The sequence below is a fragment of the Streptomyces sp. NPDC016851 genome, from assembly GCF_055562795.1.
Window position 1 is genome coordinate 72084 of the sequence record NZ_JBVHEP010000020.1, and the last position, 18587, is coordinate 90670.

Below are 18587 nucleotides of genomic sequence, written 5' to 3' on the forward strand. Positions count from 1 at the left end.
TCATCGCCGTACCGGGTCGACGCCCTCCAGGGTCGGCACCACCGGCTTGATGCTGCCGTCGGCCGCGAACTCCATGCGGTCGATGGTGGTCTCCCGGTGCATGCCGTCGCCGCCCGGCCTGCCGGGGCCGTTGAGGGCGAAGCGGTGGTAGACCATGTACCAGTCGTCGGTGCCGGGGGTGTTCACCACCGAGTGGTGACCGGTGCCGAGGATGCCGTACTCGGGCCGCTTCTCGAGGATCGTCCCGCGCTTGGTCCACGGGCCGAGCGGGGACGGACCCGTCGCGTACGCCACGTGGTAGTTCTCGCTGCGGGTGTCGTCCTCCGACCACATGAAGTAGTACGTGCCCTTCCGCTTGATCACGAAGGAGCCCTCGCGGAAGTTGTCCGGGGTGATGTCCTGCACCTTCGACGCGTCGAAGGACACCATGTCGTCGTTCAGCGGCACGACGTACCCGCGGCCGTTGCCCCAGTACAGGTACGCCTGGCCGTCGTCGTCCGTGAAGACCGACGGGTCGATCATCTGGCCCTTGAGCGCCCCGCCCTTGGCGACCAGCGGCTTGCCGAGCGCGTCCTTGAAGGGGCCGGCGGGGGAGTCGGCCACCGCCACGCCGATCTGCTGCTCGGCGCAGAAGTAGAAGTAGTACTTGCCGTTCCGCTCGGCGATCGCGGGCGCCCAGGCGTACTTGTCGGCCCAGGTCACGTCCGGCCCGAGGTCGACGATGACGCCGTGGTCCTTCCAGTGGACCAGGTCCTTCGACGAGTACGCCTTGAACTTGGTGCCGCTCCAGCCCTGGAAGCCGTCCGTCGTCGGGTAGATCCAGTACCTGCCGTTGAGGTAGTGCACGTCCGGGTCGGCGTTCAGGCCGGGCAGCATGGGGCTGCGGGTGCGGACCGCCTCGACCGTCCAGGTGCGCTTGGTGCCGTCGGCCGCCGTCACGGTGTACTTCTGGGGCTTGCGGAAGTCGCGCCGGGTGCCGGACCTCGGGCTCAGCGTGGCGCCCTCACCGACCCACAGCTTCGGGGCGAGGCCCCGCAGTTCGGCGTTGGGCTCCATCGGGAGGACGACCTTCGAGGTGCTCTCCGTGACGATCGAGTAGCCCTTCTGGTGCTTGGCCGTCGCGTCCACCACGGAGGTGGGGGAGCTCGGGTAGGCCGCCAGCAGCCGGTCGTACTCCTTCTGCGTCACCGGGAGCACCGTGCCGTGCCGGGGGCTCGCCGGGAGCTGGTAGTCCGTGGACGGGGTCCACTTGCCCGAGGCGAGGTCGGTGGTCTCGAACGGGATGTAGCCGCGGCCGCCGTACTCGTCGCTGAAGAGGTACCACTTCTTCTCGGTGTTCGACTTGAACACCGTCGGGCCCTCACCGCGGTCCATCGCGCCCTTGCCGATGCAGTCGGCCACGAACTCGTACTTCGTCGAGGTCAGGGACGTCGACTTCTCACCGGTGATGAACTTGGAGCAGGGGCTGGAGGAGCTGGGGTCCCGCTCGTCCTTGGTGTAGCGGTAGTACTCGTCCTTGTACTTCACGACCGTGGAGTCGATCACCGAGTAGCCGGGGTCGTTCCAGATCTTCGGCTCGCTGAAGGTCCGGAAGTCCTTGGTCGTCGCGTACATCATCTTGTTGTACGTGTTGCCCTTGTGGTCCGGGTCGTCGTCGGCGTACAGCTTCGACGCCCAGAAGACGACGTACTCACCGAGTTCGTCGTCCCAGTAGGCCTCCGGGGCCCAGGTGTTGCCCGCGTTGTCCGGGGAGACCTTCACCAGGCGCTGGTCGGTCCAGTTGACCAGGTCGGTGGACTCCCAGACCATGATCGACTTGCTGCCGTGCCGCTGCACCTGGTCCCAGCTGCCGCTGGAGTTCTTGTACATCCGCAGGTCGGTGGCGATCAGGAAGAACTTGTCGCCCTTGGGGGAGCGGATCACGAACGGGTCGCGCAGGCCCTTCTCGCCGATCGTCGACGTCAGGACCGGCTTGCCGGCGTTCAGCTCACGCCAGTGCAGCGCGTCGTTGCCCCGGCTGAGGGCGTAACGGATCTGCTCGCCGTCGGCGGTGCCCTCGCCCGTGAAGTAGGCGAAGAGATAGCCGGCGTACTTGGAGTGCTTCACGGGTGGTGCTCCGGAGTCCGCGGCGCCCGGTGGCGCCGTGAGAAGAGTCAGGAGGAGGCCGGTCAGGGCCACGAACGGAAGCAGAAGCGTGCGGGGGCGCATGACACTTCCTGTCGGAGTCTGGGGGATTCTGTTGGATAGCGGCCCTCGGAGTTTCACCGGCCGGGGACAGGGCGTCAACGGGTGTGCATGAGGCCGGTGGTTCCGAAACTTTCGGAGACCGGGACACGCCCGTGCACGTGACGGCGGCAACCCTTTCGGCGCGCAGCGGCGACTGCTGGGCGGAAACGGTCCGGAGCGGGCCCCTCGCGGACCCTTTCCGGCCCCATCGCCTAGGAAAGGAACGCCCCGTGCTGCTCAGCACCGGACGCCACCGCAGGACCCGCACGCTCGCCATCGCCGCGGCGGTGGTCTGTGCCTCGGGGGCGGGCGGCGTCTATCTCGGGCTCTCGGGCGGCGGCGCGCAGGCCGCCTCGTCGACGGTCACCGTCTCCACCACGGCCCAGCTCGAAGCGGCCGTGAAGAACGCCACCGCCGGTACGGTCATCCAGGTCCGCGGCGGCACCTACCATCCGGCCGCGACCCTCGAGTCCACGGCGAACGGCACGAGTTCCGCGCGCATCACGCTGCGGGCGTACGGCGCCGAGAAGGTCCGGATCGACGGCTCGAAGCTGCCCGACGGCTCCTGGCTGGCCGGCATCCACGGCGACTACTGGACCGTGGAGAACCTCGCCTTCGTCAACTCCCCGGCCCAGGGCTTCGTCGCCACCTCCTCGGCCGGCGGCGTCTTCAGGAACCTCGTCACCGCGGACAACGGCGACTCCGGCTTCACCCTGCGCGGCGACGGCACCACCGGCAACCTCGTGCAGAACCTGGACAGCCACGGCAACTACGACCCCGCCGGCCACGGCCAGAACGCCGACGGCATCGCCGTCAAGTTCGGCTCCGGCACGGGCAACAGGATCACCGGCGCCCGGCTGTACGACAACTCCGACGACGGCCTCGACCTGTGGCAGTTCTCCTCACCGGTCACCGTCGAGCACTCCTGGGCCTTCGGCAACGGCGAGAACCGCTGGAGCGACCCGGCCTTCGAGGGCAACGGCAACGGCTTCGAACTGGGCGGCGGGGGAGCCTCCGTCGCCCACGTCGTCAACGACAACGCCGCCTGGGACAACACGCAGCACGGCTTCACCGAGAACTCCAACACCGGCGCCATCGCCCTGAACCGCAACACCGCGTACGCCAACGCCCACAACGGCTTCTCCTTCGCCACCGGCAAGGCCCGCCTCGGCAAGAACCTCGCCGTGAGCGACAAGGGCGGCCCCGCGAAGCTGGGCTCCGCGGCCGCCTCCGCCGGCAACAACTGGGACAGCGGCATCGCCACCCCGCCCTTCAGGTCGACCAACGCGACAAGCGCGCACGCCGCGCGCGGGGCGGACGGCGCCCTCCCCGCGACGACGTTCCTGACGACCGGCTCCACGGCCATCGGGTCGACGATGGACTAGGTCGTGTCCCTCCGGCTGGTCACCGGCAGGTGTCCGTCCAGCGGGTGACCAGGGAGGTGTCGTTCTTGTCGGCCTCACGAGCCGGGCCGCACAGGAACGGGCCGAAGCGGGTGTCGGCACGCAGCCAGAGGCTGAAGAACGACACGATCCACTTGCCCTGCTTGGCCTTGTCGCCGTAGCCCGTCATCGGGCACAGATGGTCGCCCGGCACCTCGATGTAGAGCTTCTCGGCCCGGGACATGGAGTTGTACCAGGGCACCGCGAAGGTGTCGCCGTGGGCGACGGGGTCGCTCTGGCAGGTCAGGAAGAAGGTGGGCTCGGTGACCGAGGAGAAGTTCCCGTTCGGGTGGTACGGGGCAGTCGGCACGCCCGCCCGGAAGCGGGGGTCGTCCCGGAGGGCCGCCATGACGCCACCGCCGCCCATCGAGTGACCGGCCGCGCCCAGGGTGCCGTTGAGCTTCCCCGACAAGGGGTTGCGGGGGGCCTTGCCGAGCGCGAGCAACTGGGTGCCCGCGGCCCTGATCTGCCGGCCGCGCGATTCGGGATCGTCGGTGAGTGTGTTCGTTCCGACGTTGATGACGACGAAGCCCCAGGAAGCGAGGCGGGGTGCCAGCCACCGCAGGTTCTCCTGGGTGCCCTGGTAGCCCGGCATCAGCACGACGCCCGGGTACGAGCCCCTGGCCGTGGGATACGTGACCGTGCCCGAGCCGTACCCGCTCGGGCGGGGGACGGTGTAGGTGGCGGTGGCCAGCGGCCCGTCGGCGGCCTCCAGGGAGGCGGTCGTCGGGGACGGGATGCCGGCGGCGGTCGCCGGCGCGGCGGTGGCCGTCAGCAGGGTCAGCGCCAAGCCGATGGTGGTCGCCAGTGCGATCAGCGCCGTCAGGGGACGGGACCGGGTCCGTAACGGCGCGCTGGTGCGGGTGGAACGACTGCGGGGACGCATTGCTCTACCTCCGGATGTGATGAGAGCGGCCGGCTAGCGGGACTGTGCGAAGAGCCAGTCGATGACCACGTCGTTCTCGTACGTCTGGGCCCAGGACAGGTGCGGGCTCACCGGTGTCGTTCCGGCCGTGTAGCTCGTGAACAGCACATGGCTGCGCGCGGCCCGGGCCTGCCGCAGGAGGGCCCGCGACCGGGCCTCGAACTCCGTCTTCGGCAGGTCGTTGGCCCACTCCCCACGGGTGACCCGCGCACCGGCGGTCTCCAGTGCGTTCATCAGGGTCCAGGTGCCGGGGTTGCCGAACCGGCCCTCCCGGTAGGGGACGACCGGGTCGTCGACCGAGTGGTCGGCCCAGATCGGGATGTGCGTGATCCTTTCCATGGCGGCCGCGTCGCCCCAGCCGGCCGTGGGCAGGGCAGCCGCGAACACATCCGGCCGCTTGGCCAGCAGGCTGTAGATGCCGCGACCGCCCGAGGACAGGCCGACCAGATACAGCCGGCCCGTGTCCACGTGGCCCGAGTGCTCGCGCACGAAGGTGTCGATGAGTTCGATCAGCGCGGCCTGCACCTTCGCGTCGGTCCAGTCCGTGCCGTCGGGTCCGTCCATGGGACGCGGCAGGGGGATCTGCGGAGAGAGGACGAACGCGGGGTTGCGGCGCTGTCGTTCCGGTTTGGCGAACGTGACCGCGATGCGGTTGGAGGTGAGCTGGGTCATGTTGTTGTCCGCGACCTCGCCGCCGCCGTGCAGGGTGACGGCGAGCGGGTACCGGGTGCGGGTCCGCGGGTTCCGCAGGAATCCCGCGGGCCGGTACAGCCGGAAGTCCAGTTCGAAGCCTGCGGAGTCGGTGAAGGAACCGGCGGTGAAGTCGTCGGCCACGGGCGTGACGACGTCGTCGTTGCGGTGCGCGAACGGACCGGCCTGAAGGACCGTTTCACCCTCCGGGGTGCGCACGTCCGCCACCTGTCTGACGGAGTAGGCACGGTCGAGCGGAAGGGGATCGGTGGTGCCGACCGCCCTCGCGTTGGCGTCGTTGGGATCGAGCTCGATGATCAGGCGGCCGGAGGTGTCGGTGTGGACCCGGGTCACCGTACGGGCCGCTGTCCGTCCGCCCACGGTGGCCCGCACCTGGAAGGCGGTGGGCGGGACCGTCCTGCCGCGTAGGTCGATGCGGTGCGCGTACTGGAGGGCGACCGCTGTCACCAGCCAGTTGTTCCTCGGCGTCACCTGCGTGAGGAGGTCCGTCCGCAGGACCGGGTGGGGACCTGAGACGGCTTGCCGCACTTCGGGCGGGGCTGCCGTGGCCGATGTGCTTACGGCCGGCGCCGCGACCGCGCCCGCGGTGACGGCGAGCACCGTACGTCTGGGGATCGCTCTCATGAGTCCTCGTCTCGGGCATCGTGCTGGGGGCGGGCCGAGGTGTTACGCGAGAGTTTCGGAGCACCACGGGATCCGTGTCCAGCATCAAACCGAGATCTGTCCATGCGATAGGCGCATCAATTCAAGAGGGTGCCCAGGCAGGTACGACGACGCCCCCGCCGGTTCGCACCGGCGGGGGCGGCTGTCGGCCGTCCGGAGGGGGGCTCCGGAGGGCCGGGGGTGCCGGGAGGTCCGGCTGGGGGCCCGGACACCCGGCATCCGGCCGGCCCAAGGGGGGATCAGGGCCGGCCGGAGCTCACATGTGCTGCGGCATCACTGGTAGCTGATGTCCGAGGCCTTGAACTTGCAGGTCTTGCCGTCCGGGCCGGGCGGGGTCAGCTCCTTGGGCTCCTTGCCGGTGTTGTTGCCCTCGAAGCGCACACACGTCTTGATCTTCTTCTTGCTGTCGCCGTGGATGCGGATCTTCGACAGCGTGGCCGTGTCGCCGTAGTTGGCGTTCACGCCGACGATCGAGTTCATCGGCGCCGTCACGTCGATGTCGTTCAGCACGACCGTGCGCTTGTACTGCGTCTTGCAGTTGCCGCAGGAGCGCACCAGCTTCCCGGCGTTCTGCACCTGGAAACCCGACACGTTCAGCGTCCCGGCGCCGTTGAACTGCAACACCTTGTCGTCGGCGTTCTTCGCGCCACCGCCGATCACCTTGTACACGGCCGACGACGACTTGCCCTTGAAGCTGGCCGCGTCCTCGCCGACGTCCGTCCACCACACGTTCTGCAGCGTGCAGCTGCCCTTGCAGTGCACGCCGTCCGCGGCCGGGGTGCCGATGATGACGTTCTTGAGCACCGCGCCGTCGGCCAGCTCGAAGATGGGGTCCTGGCCCTCGTCCTGGCCGTCGCCGCCGAGCGCGCCGGTGCCGTAGAACATCTTCATGCCGCCGTCGCGGACACCGGAGACCGGGATGGTCTTCGACACGGGCGTCTTGCCCTTGTCCGTGGGCCAGGGGGTCGCGGCGCCCGCGGTGGACAGCATCGACGTGGTGACGACCGCCGCTCCCGTGATGCCGAAGGCGGCTAACCCGGCGATCATGGCCCGCCGCTTGTTGACCCGGCGGCGGTGGCGGACGCGCTGTTCTGCTGGTGCAGTCATGTACCGATTCCTCATGGGGGGGGTGAATCTTGCGCCTGGTGGTCGCCACCCGCGAGGAAAGGGTTGCCGCGTCTTCAGATTTTTTTCACGAGTCGTCGTCGGCGTCGTCCACGGCCGCGAAACCGCCGCCCACGGACAGCCGCTGCGCACCGGCGGCGCCCGTCACCGTGTAGCGGTCGGCACCGGCGTCACGGCCGCCGCGCTCGTGGTCGAACTGGCCCGCGAACACCCACTCGCCCGCCGGGACCTTGCGGCCCTCCTTCAGGGTCCAGGTGTAGACGAGGAAGCCGTCGCGCTCGCCGACCGTGAGCCTGAAGTCCTGCTCGGGCAGCGACCGCCAGGCGCCCGCGTCGGAGACCCCGCCGGTCTGGGCGACGCTCAACCGCACGGTCAGCGCGGTCAGTTCCTCGCGCGTCTTGATCGTGACGTTGCTCTGCGCCCAGAAGTCGTTGCTGTGCGGGTCGACCGAGCCGTCCGACCACAGCGGCCCGTCCTCGGTGGCGGCCGGCGGGCGCCCGGTGACGGAGGTGCTCGGCGTCCGCGAGGGCGGCGGAGCGGACTCGCGGCGCTCCGGCGGGGCCGACGGCGTGGGATCCACCGGCGGCGCGGGGGCCCGGCTCGTCGCCTCCGGTGACGGCGTGGGTGTCGGGGAGGTCGCCACGCCCTGCTGCTGCGGGGCGGTGGTCTCCTCCTTCACCGCGGACGCGACCGCGTAACCGCCCACCGCCAGCACGCCCGCCACCGCGGCCGTCGCACCGGCCACCCGCATCCACCCGAACACCGGCGGACGCGTCGCCCGGTGGCCGGAGCCGGCCGGACCGGCCATGCCGCGCTCGACCCGGGCCAGGATCTGCTCCCGGTCGGGCTGGTGCGTCCCGGCCGCCTCGTGCAGCCGGGCGCGCAGCTCCTCGTGCACGTCCCGCCGCATGGTCATCGGTCCCTTCCTCCGCCCTCACCGGTGCGCGCCCGCAAGCTTTCCACGGCCGGCGAGCAGCGGGGAGCGCCCACCGCCGCGTGCATCCGCTGCGGTAGCCCCTGTGTGCCCAGCAACCGCTGGAGTTCGGCCATTCCCTTGGAGGTCTGGCTCTTCACCGTACCCACCGAGACGCCGAGGGCGAGCGCGGTGTCCTTCTCCGAGAGGTCGAAGGCGTGCCGCAGCACCACACAGGCCCGCTTGCGGAACGGCAGTCTGCGCAACGCCTCCTGGACGTCGACCACGCCCGCGACGTCCGGGTTCTCGGTGTTCTCCTCGCGCTGCGACCAGAACAGGGCGATGCGCCGTCGTTCCCGCACGGCGCTGCGGATCCGGGTGCGGGCCAGGTTGGTGACCACACCGCGCGCGTACGCCGCCGGATGGTCGGCCGCGCGCACCCGGTCCCAGCGGTGCCACAGCGCCAGCAACGCGTCCGCCGCCAGATCGTCGGCGGTGTCCGACTCGCCCGTCAGCAGATAGGCCAGGCGGGACAGTTCGGCGTAGTGACGCTCGAAGAAGGCGTGGAACTCCACGGAGGCGGCGTCGTCGACGACTGTGCCCACGGGCGACCTCTCCTCGCAGCGGCTTCGGGCACTCCGGGCTGGGGTGCCGGTGAGTGTCATGTAGATGACATGTGATCATCCGGGGGAGGTCCGGACGAGATCGGGAAGCGTAGCAGCGTTCTCAGGACGGTTCGTACGGAGCTTCGAACGGCGTATGGCAGGCCGGACTCTGATTCCGTAACACGAAGAAAACCTGAACGTGGTTCAACGCGGGAACAATCCAGCCAGCATCCGCACACCGATCACCCAGGCACCGAGGAGCACCAGTCATGTCCGAATCGCAGAAGGTGGCCGACCGGCCCGACGCCGCACCACCGGCGGTGAACAGCGTCGACCGGTTCTTCAAGATCTCCGACCGGGGATCCACCTTCGGCCGTGAGATACGCGGCGGCTTCGCCACGTTCTTCACGATGGCCTACATCCTTGTCCTGAATCCCATCATCCTGGGCAGCGCGAAGGACAAGTTCGGGCACCAGCTGGACGCCGTCCAGCTCACCACCGCCACCGCTCTGGTGGCCGCCGTCATGACGATCATCATGGGCGTGGGCGGCAATCTGCCCCTCGCGCTTGCCGCCGGACTCGGCCTGAACGCCGTGGTCGCCTTCCAGATCGCCCCGCTGATGAGCTGGGACGACGCGATGGGCCTGATCGTCCTCGAAGGCCTGCTGATCTGCGTGCTGGTGGTGACCGGCCTGCGCGAGGCTGTCATGCACGCCATACCCCAGCCGCTCAAGCAGGCGATCAGCGTCGGCATCGGCCTGTTCATCGCCTTCATCGGCTTCGTCGACGCCGGGTTCGTCAGCCGCATCCCGGACGCCGCGAACACCACCGTGCCGGTTCAGCTGGGCGGCACGGGAACGCTCACCGGCTGGCCGATTCTCGTCTTCTGCCTCGGCGTTCTGCTGACGATCGGCCTGCTCGCCCGCAAGGTCAAGGGCGCCATCCTGATCAGCATCGTCACCATGACGGCATTGGCGATAGTGATCAACTCCATAGCCGACATCAAGAGCTGGGGCCTGACCACACCGTCCTGGCCCGACCAGCTCGTCGACGCCCCCGACTTCGGACTCATCGGCGACTTCGACCTGTTCGGTGCCTTCAGCGCCCCCGGCGTCGGGGTCATCACCGTCGTGCTGCTGATCTTCACCCTGATCCTGTCGGACTTCTTCGACACCATGGGCACGGTCGTCGGCATCAGCGCCGAAGCGGGCCTGCTCGACGAGGAGGGCAAGGTCCCGAACCTCGGCCGGGTGCTGCTGATCGACGGCGCCGCGGCGGTCGCGGGCGGCGCGGCCTCGGCCTCCTCGGCGACCTCCTACATCGAGTCCGCCGCCGGCGTCGGAGAGGGCTCGCGCACCGGCTTCTCCAACCTGGTCACCGGCTCACTGTTCGGCCTCGCGCTGTTCCTGACCCCGCTGCTCACCATCGTCCCGCTCCAGGCGGCCGCCCCCGCCCTGGTCGCCGTCGGCTTCCTGATGATGACCCAGGTCAAGCACATCGACTGGGACCGCTACGACATCGCCATCCCCGCGTTCCTCACCATCGCCGTGATGCCGTTCACCTACTCCATCACCAACGGCATCGGCGCCGGCTTCCTCGCCTACGTCGTCATCAAGACCGTGCTCGGCAAGGCCAAGGAGGTCCACTGGCTGCTGTGGGGGACCTCGGCGCTGTTCCTCGTGTACTTCGCGATCGACCCGATCGAGCAGCTCCTGGGAGCCAAGTAGCGAGAAGGGCCGCCCCCGGGGGGAGGGGGGCGGCCCTTCTCGTCTCTACAGACGGCTTATCGGCAGCTGGGGTTCAGTCCTTGAGCGCCGCTTCCATCATCGCCTTCGCGACCGGCGCCGCCAGGCCGTTGCCGCTGACCTCCGAGCGGGCCGCGTTCGACTGCTCGACGACGACCGCCACGGCGACCTCCTTGCCCGACGAGTCGGACTTCCCGTACGAGGTGAACCAGGCGTACGGCACCTGGCTGTTGTTCTCGCCGTGCTGCGCCGTACCCGTCTTGCCGCCGACCGTCGCGCCCGGCACCTGGGCGTTCGTGCCCGTGCCCTTGTCCACGACCGTCTGCATCGCCGACTGCAACTGCTCGGCCGTCGAGGAGGAGAGGATCTCCTTCGAGCCCGCGTCGTCGTCGTAGTCCTGCAACACATCACCGCCGCTGTCGGTGATCTGCGAAACCATATGCGGCGAGACCAGCTTGCCGCCGTTGGCTATGGCCGCCGACACCATGGCCATCTGCAGGGGCGTCGCGGTGACGTCGAACTGGCCGATGCCCGTCAGGGCCGTCTGCGACGGGTACATGTCCGAGGGGTACACGCTCGTGTAGGCCCGCACCGGCACGTCCAGCTCGTCGTCGTTGAAGCCGAACTTCTCGGCCATCGCCTTCACCTTGTCCTGGCCCAGTTGGACGGCCATCTTCGCGAAGACGTTGTTGCACGAGTACTCCAGCGCCGTACGGATCGTGGCGTTCGTGCAGGGCGCGTTCGGGTTCTCGTTCGACAGGTCCTGGGTGGTGCCCGGCAGCGTGTACGGGTCGGGGCTGGCCGTCTTCTCGTCCACCGACGAGTACAGCCCGTCCTCCAGCGCCGCCGCCGCCACGACCAGCTTGAACGTCGAACCCGGCGGCAGCGGCTGCCGCAGCGCCCGGTTGACCATCGGCTTCTCCGGGTCGGCCGTGAGCTTCTTCCAGGCCACCCCCGCCGTGTTGGCGTCGGTCAGCGACGTGGGGTCGTACGAGGGGGTCGACACGACCGCGAGGATCTTCCCGGTCTTCGGGTCGATGGCGACGGCCCCGCCCTTCTTGTCGCCGAGCGCGTCGTACGCCGCCTTCTGCACGTCCGGGTCGACCGTCGTGACCACGTTGCCCGGGGCGGCCCGCTGGTTGGTGATGGTGTCCATCACGGACTTCAGACGGCTGTCCGTGCCGTTCAGGAGGTCGGTGTAGATGCCCTCCAGCTGGGTCGGCGCGTACGCCTGCGAGGCGAAGCCCGTCACCGCCGCGTACAACTCGCCGTCCGTGTACGTGCGCTTGTACTTGAGGTCGCCCGTCTTCGTCGGCGCCGAGCCGGTGACCGACCGGCCGCCCACGATGATGTTCCCGAGCGGCGCCGAGTACGTCTCGATCGCGTTCCGCCGGTTGTCCTTGTCGTCTGCGAGCGCCTGGCCCTCGTAGTACTGCACCCAGGTCGCCCTGACCAGCAGAGCGAAAACCAGCAGCAGCGTGAAGACCGACGCGCGCCTGATCGTCTTGTTCATCCCGAACAGGAGGACGAGCCAGGTGGGGCGGATCGTTCCCACCCGTCCCGTTTTCTCATCCGGCGTTCAGAAACCGCGCCTCGTACGCGGCGATGACCGCCTGCGTGCGGTCCCGAGTGCCCGTCTTGGCCAGTACCGCCGCCACGTGCGACTTCACCGTGGCGGGGCCGACCTCCATGCGGCGGGCGATCTCCGCGTTGGTCAGCCCCTCCGCCATGTACCGCAGCACCTCGCGCTCGCGTCCCGTGAGCCTCGCCACCCACTCCGGCGGCGCCGGGTGCGCGCGTGCGTGCTCCGTCGCGAGCGTGCGGACGGCCGCCGGGAACAGCAGGCTGTCGCTGCGCGCCACCAGCCGGACCGCCTGCACCAGCGCGTCGGCGTCCGCCCGCTTCAGCAGGAACCCGGCGGCTCCGGCGCGCAGCGCGTCGTAGACGTAGGAGTCGTTCTCGAAGGTCGTCACGACGATGATCCGGGGCGGCTCGTCCAGGGTGGCGAGGATCTGCTCGGTGGCGCGGATGCCGTCGATCTCCGGCATCCGGACGTCCATGAGGACGACGTCCGGCCGCAGGTCCCGGACGACGGACACCGCCTCCGCGCCGGTGGCCGCCTCGCCCACCACCTCCAGGTCAGGCTCGGCGGAGAGGATGGCGCGCAGCGCGGTGCGGACCATGCGCTCGTCGTCGGCGAGGACGACACGGATGGGGGCGGGGCGGGTCATACGGGTCCTTTCATCGGCAGACGTACGTGCAACCGCCAGCTCTTCCCGGCCGATCCAGCCGGTCCGGACGAACCGATGACCGGTCCGGCCGTCATGGTCCCGCCCAGCAGCCTGGCCCGGTCCGCGATGCCGCGCAGCCCGTGGCCGCCGCCGGGGCGGGAGGACGCGGGATCGGTGACCGTCGCGGGGCCGGTCACCGGATTCTCCACGGTGATCTCCAGCGCTCCGCCCGTCACGGCGATCCGCACGTCCACGGCGACCCGGTCGCCCGCGTGCCTGAGGGCATTGCTCAGCCCCTCCTGCACGATCCGGTAGCCCTCCCGGGACAGCAGCGCGGGCAGCGCCTCCAGGTCGGTGCCGACCGTGGCCGTCACGCGCTGTCCGCCCGCCCGGGTGCGACGCAGCAGCCCGTCGAGGTCGGCCGCGAGCGTCGGCGCCGGGGCCGTGCCCGGGGCGTCGCCCTCGCGCAGCACGCCCAGCACGGCGTCGAGTTCGCCGACGGTGCGCCGGGTCGTGTCCTCGATCGCGGCGAGGGCCTCGCGGACGAACTCCGGGTCGGAGTCGAGGACGCGGCGCGCCGCGCTCGCCTGGAGACCGACCGCGCTGAGCGCGTGGCCGACGGAGTCGTGCAGCTCCCGCGCCAGCCGGTTGCGTACGGCCAGGTCGGCGGCGCGTGCCTCGGCGGCCGCGAGCCGGCCCTCGGGAGACGGGCCGAGCAACGCCGGCGCCCAGCGGGCCAGCAGTGCGCCGCCACCGGCCGCGCACCCCGCCAGGGCGACGAGCATCGCCGCGCCCGCGACCGGCGCGAGCGCCAACCCCCAGGTGTGGTCGAGGGCTTCGGGCAGCCCGAGCCGGGTGCCGCCCAGTGCCGCGACGACCGGCAGCACGATCAGCACGACGGCGAACGGCGGCACGGCCAGCGACATCCCGGCGATGATCCCGCCGAGCCCGAGATGCAGGGTGAACCAGCCCGCCGTACGGCCCTTCTCGCCCCGCGTCCGGGCCGGCCCGAAGGCGAGCCGGTCCGTGTCGACACCGCACAGCCAGCGCACGGCGGCGGCCTCCAGCGGCCGGGTCAGCGGGAACAGGGACGTCACGGCGGCTAGCGGCAGGCCCACGCCGAAGGAGGCGAGCTGGAGCGGAAAGGACGTGAAGACGTCCGTGCCGCCGGTGGCCGGACCGATGATCACCGACCCGACCAGGACGTACGGCATGGCGAGCGCGCCGCCGAGGATCAGATGCACCCAGCGCAGCCGGGCCCGCCGGCCGAACAGCGACCGGGCGGCCTGTCTCACGCCGCCTGCCGCGCGGCCCTGGCCGAGCGCTCCGCGAAGTAGTAGACGCCGATGGCGGCGACGAGGAAGCCGACGAGCATCTGACCAGCGTAGGCGAGGCTCATCAGCGGCGTCGGACGGTCGGCGATGTCCTCGGCACCGCTGAGGGAGGCGAGCGAGAGCCAGCCGCCCCAGCAGGCCACGGCGCCCGAGCCGACCCAGGCCAGGCCGAGCGGCACGGCCACGGGCAGCGCCCGCCCGCGCCGGAAGGCCAGCAGGAAGCCGCCGGTGACGGCCGCGAGGAGGAACACCACGTACACGGCTTCCAGGACGTGGAAGTCCGCGCCCCGGTCCGCCGCCCGGCCGTCGCTGAGTCCCGCGGTGACACCGCAGGCCCAGAGCACGTGGAGGGTGAGGGGCAGCAGGGCGAGCACACCGGCCGTGACGGCCAGGGCGCGGTGGGCCGGTCCCGCGACCCCCACGGGCAGCTCCCACACCCGCCCGCGCCACAGATGCCCCCAGCGGTCCCGGGCGTAGAGCACGAACAGGGCGCCCAGCGCGAGTCCTTGGAGGATGAACCCCGTGTAGACCACGGTGAACACCCACTCGTCGAGGAAGGCCTCCTGGCCCGGAGACTCCGCGCTCCCTCCCGCGAACGCCCTCACGACCAGCTGCGCCGGGAACCCGGCCATGATCGGCGCGAGCAGCCCGGTGGCGACCCAGACGGGGAAGGCCAGGAGCCAAGCGGGCACCCGCAGCCCCCATGGCCGGGTCAGCATCAGCGCCAGCACGATCACCGCGCTGTCCAGCAGCACGGAGAGACCGTTGATCACGGCCATGCCCACCCGGTCGTCGAGCAGTCCGCTCCCTTCCGGAATGCCGAGGTGGCTCCCGGCGATCCAGGCGGCCTTGAGCCCGAGGTACGGCACGCAGGAGAGCACGGCGACGGCACGAAGGACGCGCCGGGGACGGCTGGGACGGACGGCGGGGCCGTCGACGGCTGCGGGAGTGAGTGACTGCGTCATGCGCTCAGGCTCCCGCGCGGTGGGCCGGCGGCACCTCCTGCACGACGACGATCCGCCTCCGCCGGGCGGGGGAGGGCGGCTCAGCCCTCCAGGAGGAGCACCGTCTCCTCGATCTCCGCACCCCGCGCCGAGGCGTACCCGCTGGCCGTCGCGACGGCACGGAAGCCGCACTTCTCCAGCACGCGCAGCGAGCCCGCGTTGTCCGACGCCGCCCGTGCGTACAAGGGGCGCTCGGGCACCTCCGTCAGCAGCGCCCGCAGGGCCGCCGTGGCGATGCCCTTCCCCCAGTACGCGCGGTCGACCCAGTACGTCACCTCGCGTTCGCCCGCCACGCCGTACACCGCCGCGCTGCCGACCACGTCACCGTCGGCCAGGACCGTGCGGACCACGTCGGCCGAGGACCGGATCTTGGCCCAGTGGGTGTCGAAGGCGTTCCGGTCGGCCGGGTCCTTGGGGACGAAGGCCGCCATGTGGAGCGCCTCGGGGTCGTTCATCTGCCGGAAGAAGACCGGCAGATCGCTGTCGTGGACCGCGCGCAGCTCGACGTTCATGCCTCAGAGCCTACGGGTGGCCAGTGTCAGCCGGTCCCGCGCGTCGAACAGCGCGTCCTTCACCAGCTGTTCGTGCGCCGGCGTGAGCCGCGCCACCGGAACCGAGCAGCTGATCGCGTCCCGCGCCGGCGTGCGGTACGGGATCGCCACGCCGAAGCAGCGCAGCCCCAGCGTGTTCTCCTCGCGGTCCACGGCGAAGCCCTGCTCCCGGACCTGGTGCAGCTCCTCGATGAGCTTCTCGCGGTCGGTGATCGTGTTCTCGGTCAGCGCGGGCAGCGTCTCCGGGAGCATCTTGCGGACCTGCTCGTCGGAGTAGGTGCTCAGCAGCGCCTTGCCGAGGGACGTGGAGTGCGCGGGCAGGCGGCGGCCGACCCGGGTGAAGGGGCGCAGGTAGTGCTGCGACTGGCGGGTGGCGAGGTAGACGACGTTCGTGCCGTCGAGGCGGGCCAGGTGGATCGTCTCGGTCGTGTCGTCCGAGAGCCGGTCCAGCGTCGGGCGGGCCGCCGCCACGACCTCGTCGCCGTCGATGTAGGAGGTGCCGACCAGCAGGGCCCGCACGCCGATGCCGTACCGCGTGCCCGTCGCGTCCGTCTCCACCCAGCCCAGCTCGACGAGCGTGCGCAGCAGCATGTAGAGACTGGACTTGGGGTAGCCGACGGCCTCCTGGACCGCCGCGAGCGAGTGCATACCGGGACGCCCGGCGAAGTATTCGAGCAGTTCAACCGTTCGTACCGCGGACTTGACCTGCGCCCCGCCGCCCGTCTCGCCAGCCGACATCGCCCTTGACCCCTTCGTTCGACGGGAAATAGTCTCCACAGCATATTCATCATCAGAGACAGCGTTCAGTATATCGAACGCCCCTGGTGGATGACCCAGTACTGCGGCATTACATGTGTGGAGGGACCCGCGGTGGCAGCAGCACCAGTCTGGAGTGTCGACCCCCGAACCGGGAAGCAGCGTGAACAGGTTGCGGTGGAGGCCACAGCCCAGGAGGTGGACGCCGCCGTCCGTGCCGCGCAGGAGGCGCGTGGCTCACTCGCCGACCGTACCGTGCGCGCGGCCTTCCTGCGCAGCGCCGCCGAGGAGCTTCAGGCGGCCAAGGACGGTCTCGTCGAGACCGCCGACGCCGAGACCGCGCTCGGCCCGGTCCGGCTGACCGGCGAGCTCGCCCGCACCTGCTACCAGCTGCGGGCCTTCGCCGACATCGTCGACGAGGGCGCCTTCCTCGACGTCGTCATCAACCACCCCGACGACACCGCGACCCCGCCGATCCCGGACCTGCGCCGCTACAAGGTGTCCCTGGGTGTCGTCGCCGTCTACTCGGCGTCGAACTTCCCGTTCGCCTTCTCGGTCGCCGGCGGCGACACCGCGAGCGCCCTCGCGGCCGGCTGCCCCGTCGTCGTCAAGGCCCACCCGGACCATCCGGCCCTGTCCGAGTACGTCGCGAAGGTGCTGCGCCGCGCCGCCGCCCGGCACGACATCCCCGAGGGTGCCCTCGGGTTGGTGCACGGCTTCGAGGCGGGCGTCGAGCTGATCAAGCACCCGCTGGTCGCGGCGGCCGGTTTCACCGGTTCCGTGCGGGGCGGGCGTGCGCTGTTCGACGCGGCCGCCGCGCGTCCCGTGCCGATCCCCTTCCACGGCGAGCTGGGCTCGCTGAACCCGGTCGTCGTCACCGAGGCCGCCGCCGCCGAGCGGGCCGAGGCGATCGGCTCGGGCCTCGCCGGTTCGATGACGCTGGGCGTCGGCCAGTTCTGTGTGAAGCCGGGCCTCGTCCTCGCTCCGTCCGGCGCCGCCGGTGACGCCCTGCTGAAGTCGCTGACCGACGCCGTCAGCGACACCGACGCCGGGGTCCTGCTCGACCACCGCATGCGTGACAACTTCGTCGCCGGTGTCGCCGAGCGGGCCGAGCTGCCCGACGTCGACTCCCCGGTCACCCCGGGAGCGGGCGGCGAGCACACCGTCAGCGCGGGCTTCCTCACGGTGCCGGCGAGCAGGCTGGCGCAGGAGGGGGAGCACGACCTGCTCCTGGAGGAGTGCTTCGGGCCGGTCACCGTGGTGGCCCGTTACGAGGACGAGGACGAGGTGAAGGCCGTGCTGTCGCGGCTGCCGGGCAACCTCACGGCGACGGTGCAGCTGTCCGACGAGGAGGCCGCGGGCCAGGGCCGTGGCGCTGAGCTCCTGCAGGAGCTGACGCCGCTGGCCGGGCGTGTGCTGGTGAATGGGTGGCCGACGGGTGTCGCCGTCGCGCCGGCTCAGCATCACGGTGGGCCGTACCCGGCGACGACGTCCACGTCCACGTCGGTGGGCGGTACGGCGATCGAGCGGTGGTTGCGGCCGGTTGTCTACCAGAACGCTCCGGAGGCGCTGCTTCCTGCGGAGCTGCGGGATGAGAACCCGCTGGGGCTGCCGCGGCGGTTCAACGGGCATTTGGAGCGGTAGCGCCGTTGGGGTGCGGGGGACTGCGGACTGACGGTTCGTTGTGGTTGATCGCGCAGTTCCCCGCGCCCCTTGAGGTCGGACCTGAAAGACTTGGTCGAATGGATCTCGAACTTCCCGAACTTCCTTTCCCCCTGCGCTCTTACGGGCCTGAGGCGCACTGGTCCTATGAGGACGGGGTGCTCACCGGGTGGGCGGGGGCGCGGCAGGATCGGTTTGTGCCGCCCACGGGGGAGGGGCTGGACCCCGCCTCCGACGCGCCGCGGCTGCTGGGGGCGCCCGAAGGGGACTTTCAGCTGATCGCCCGGGTCACGGTCGGGTTCGGTGCGGCCTTCGACGCCGGGGTGCTCTACGTCCATGTCGCCGAGCGCGCCTGGGCCAAGCTCTGTCTGGAGTACTCCCCGGACGTGCCCACCGTCTGCACGGTGGTCACCCGGGGGCACTCCGACGACGCCAACTCCTTCAGTGTCGACGGTAGTTCCGTCTGGCTCCGGGTGAGCCGCACCGGCCGGGCCTTCGCCTTCCACGCCTCCCGCGACGGCGAGCGCTGGACCTTCGTCCGCCTCTTCACCCTCGGCGACGAGAAGGAGACGGGCGCGGCCCTGATCGGCTTCATGACCCAGTCGCCGATGGGGGAGGGCTGCGTGGTGACGTACGACCACATCGAGTTCAGGCCGCACTGGCCGAACGACCTGCGCGACGGCAGCTGAGGCGT

16 protein-coding genes are annotated in these 18587 nt (G+C 70.6%); 4 read left to right on the plus strand and 12 right to left on the minus strand.

The features are described 5' to 3' along the window. Nucleotides 1–2208 carry a glycoside hydrolase family 43 protein gene (locus tag ACZ3I3_RS28470; protein WP_467369748.1) on the minus strand — a complete coding sequence of 736 codons (2208 nt, stop codon included), beginning with the start codon at nucleotides 2206–2208 and terminating at the stop codon, nucleotides 1–3. Between the two features lie 248 nt (nucleotides 2209–2456). Between ACZ3I3_RS28470 and ACZ3I3_RS28475 the strand changes: the two genes are divergently transcribed. Beyond that, on the plus strand, nucleotides 2457–3611 hold the full coding sequence (locus ACZ3I3_RS28475; RefSeq protein ID WP_467369750.1) for a right-handed parallel beta-helix repeat-containing protein: 1155 nt from the start codon (nucleotides 2457–2459) through the stop codon (nucleotides 3609–3611). Between the two features lie 19 nt (nucleotides 3612–3630). Here ACZ3I3_RS28475 and ACZ3I3_RS28480 read toward each other — a convergent pair whose 3' ends face one another. The 5 genes from ACZ3I3_RS28480 to ACZ3I3_RS28500 all read right to left on the minus strand — a co-directional run bounded on the left by ACZ3I3_RS28480 (nucleotide 3631) and on the right by ACZ3I3_RS28500 (nucleotide 8610). Then, on the minus strand, nucleotides 3631–4554 hold the full coding sequence (locus ACZ3I3_RS28480; RefSeq protein WP_467369752.1) for a poly(ethylene terephthalate) hydrolase family protein: 924 nt from the start codon (nucleotides 4552–4554) through the stop codon (nucleotides 3631–3633). Between the two features lie 33 nt (nucleotides 4555–4587). Continuing rightward, nucleotides 4588–5928, minus strand: a complete 1341-nt coding sequence (locus ACZ3I3_RS28485) for a prolyl oligopeptidase family serine peptidase (RefSeq protein ID WP_467369754.1) — start codon at nucleotides 5926–5928, stop codon at nucleotides 4588–4590. A 312-nt stretch (nucleotides 5929–6240) separates the two neighbouring features. Next, nucleotides 6241–7074, minus strand: coding sequence for a pectate lyase (locus ACZ3I3_RS28490; RefSeq protein WP_467369755.1), 834 nt, complete (start codon nucleotides 7072–7074; stop codon nucleotides 6241–6243). Between the two features lie 85 nt (nucleotides 7075–7159). After that, complete coding sequence (locus ACZ3I3_RS28495) at nucleotides 7160–8008, minus strand: hypothetical protein (RefSeq protein ID WP_467369757.1); 849 nt, start codon at nucleotides 8006–8008, stop codon at nucleotides 7160–7162. Continuing rightward, nucleotides 8005–8610 carry a SigE family RNA polymerase sigma factor gene (locus tag ACZ3I3_RS28500; RefSeq protein ID WP_467369759.1) on the minus strand — a complete coding sequence of 202 codons (606 nt, stop codon included), beginning with the start codon at nucleotides 8608–8610 and terminating at the stop codon, nucleotides 8005–8007. The genes ACZ3I3_RS28495 and ACZ3I3_RS28500 overlap by 4 nt, the downstream gene beginning before the upstream one ends. A 269-nt stretch (nucleotides 8611–8879) precedes the next feature. Here ACZ3I3_RS28500 and ACZ3I3_RS28505 point away from each other — a divergent pair, with 269 nt between their 5' ends. Continuing rightward, the gene (locus tag ACZ3I3_RS28505; RefSeq protein WP_467369760.1) at nucleotides 8880–10337 is read left to right on the plus strand and encodes an NCS2 family permease; all 1458 of its coding nucleotides are present in this window, start codon (nucleotides 8880–8882) and stop codon (nucleotides 10335–10337) included. Nucleotides 10338–10410: 73 nt separating this feature from the next. Here the strand turns inward: ACZ3I3_RS28505 and ACZ3I3_RS28510 are convergent, their stop codons facing one another. The 6 genes from ACZ3I3_RS28510 to ACZ3I3_RS28535 form a co-directional block, all read right to left on the minus strand. Further along, nucleotides 10411–11868 carry a peptidoglycan D,D-transpeptidase FtsI family protein gene (locus ACZ3I3_RS28510; RefSeq protein ID WP_467369909.1) on the minus strand — a complete coding sequence of 486 codons (1458 nt, stop codon included), beginning with the start codon at nucleotides 11866–11868 and terminating at the stop codon, nucleotides 10411–10413. 55 nt (nucleotides 11869–11923) lie between these two features. After that, nucleotides 11924–12586 carry a response regulator transcription factor gene (locus ACZ3I3_RS28515; protein WP_467369762.1) on the minus strand — a complete coding sequence of 221 codons (663 nt, stop codon included), beginning with the start codon at nucleotides 12584–12586 and terminating at the stop codon, nucleotides 11924–11926. Then, nucleotides 12583–13881, minus strand: coding sequence for a sensor histidine kinase (locus tag ACZ3I3_RS28520; RefSeq protein ID WP_467369764.1), 1299 nt, complete (start codon nucleotides 13879–13881; stop codon nucleotides 12583–12585). Before ACZ3I3_RS28520 ends, ACZ3I3_RS28515 begins: the two co-directional genes overlap by 4 nt. Next, on the minus strand, nucleotides 13878–14885 hold the full coding sequence (locus tag ACZ3I3_RS28525; protein WP_467369766.1) for a hypothetical protein: 1008 nt from the start codon (nucleotides 14883–14885) through the stop codon (nucleotides 13878–13880). Before ACZ3I3_RS28525 ends, ACZ3I3_RS28520 begins: the two co-directional genes overlap by 4 nt. 80 nt (nucleotides 14886–14965) lie before the next feature. Further along, on the minus strand, nucleotides 14966–15436 hold the full coding sequence (locus tag ACZ3I3_RS28530; RefSeq protein ID WP_467369768.1) for a GNAT family N-acetyltransferase: 471 nt from the start codon (nucleotides 15434–15436) through the stop codon (nucleotides 14966–14968). Between the two features lie 3 nt (nucleotides 15437–15439). Continuing rightward, complete coding sequence (locus ACZ3I3_RS28535) at nucleotides 15440–16213, minus strand: IclR family transcriptional regulator (RefSeq protein WP_010037854.1); 774 nt, start codon at nucleotides 16211–16213, stop codon at nucleotides 15440–15442. 132 nt (nucleotides 16214–16345) lie between these two features. On the opposite strand from ACZ3I3_RS28535, the gene ACZ3I3_RS28540 reads away from it, so the two are divergent. Next, a complete protein-coding gene (locus ACZ3I3_RS28540; protein ID WP_467369770.1) occupies nucleotides 16346–17875 on the plus strand; it encodes an aldehyde dehydrogenase (NADP(+)) in 1530 nt (509 codons plus the stop codon). Nucleotides 17876–17973: 98 nt separating this feature from the next. Beyond that, the gene (locus ACZ3I3_RS28545) at nucleotides 17974–18582 is read left to right on the plus strand and encodes a DUF1349 domain-containing protein (RefSeq protein ID WP_467369772.1); all 609 of its coding nucleotides are present in this window, start codon (nucleotides 17974–17976) and stop codon (nucleotides 18580–18582) included. The last annotated feature ends 5 nt before the right edge of the window (nucleotides 18583–18587 follow it).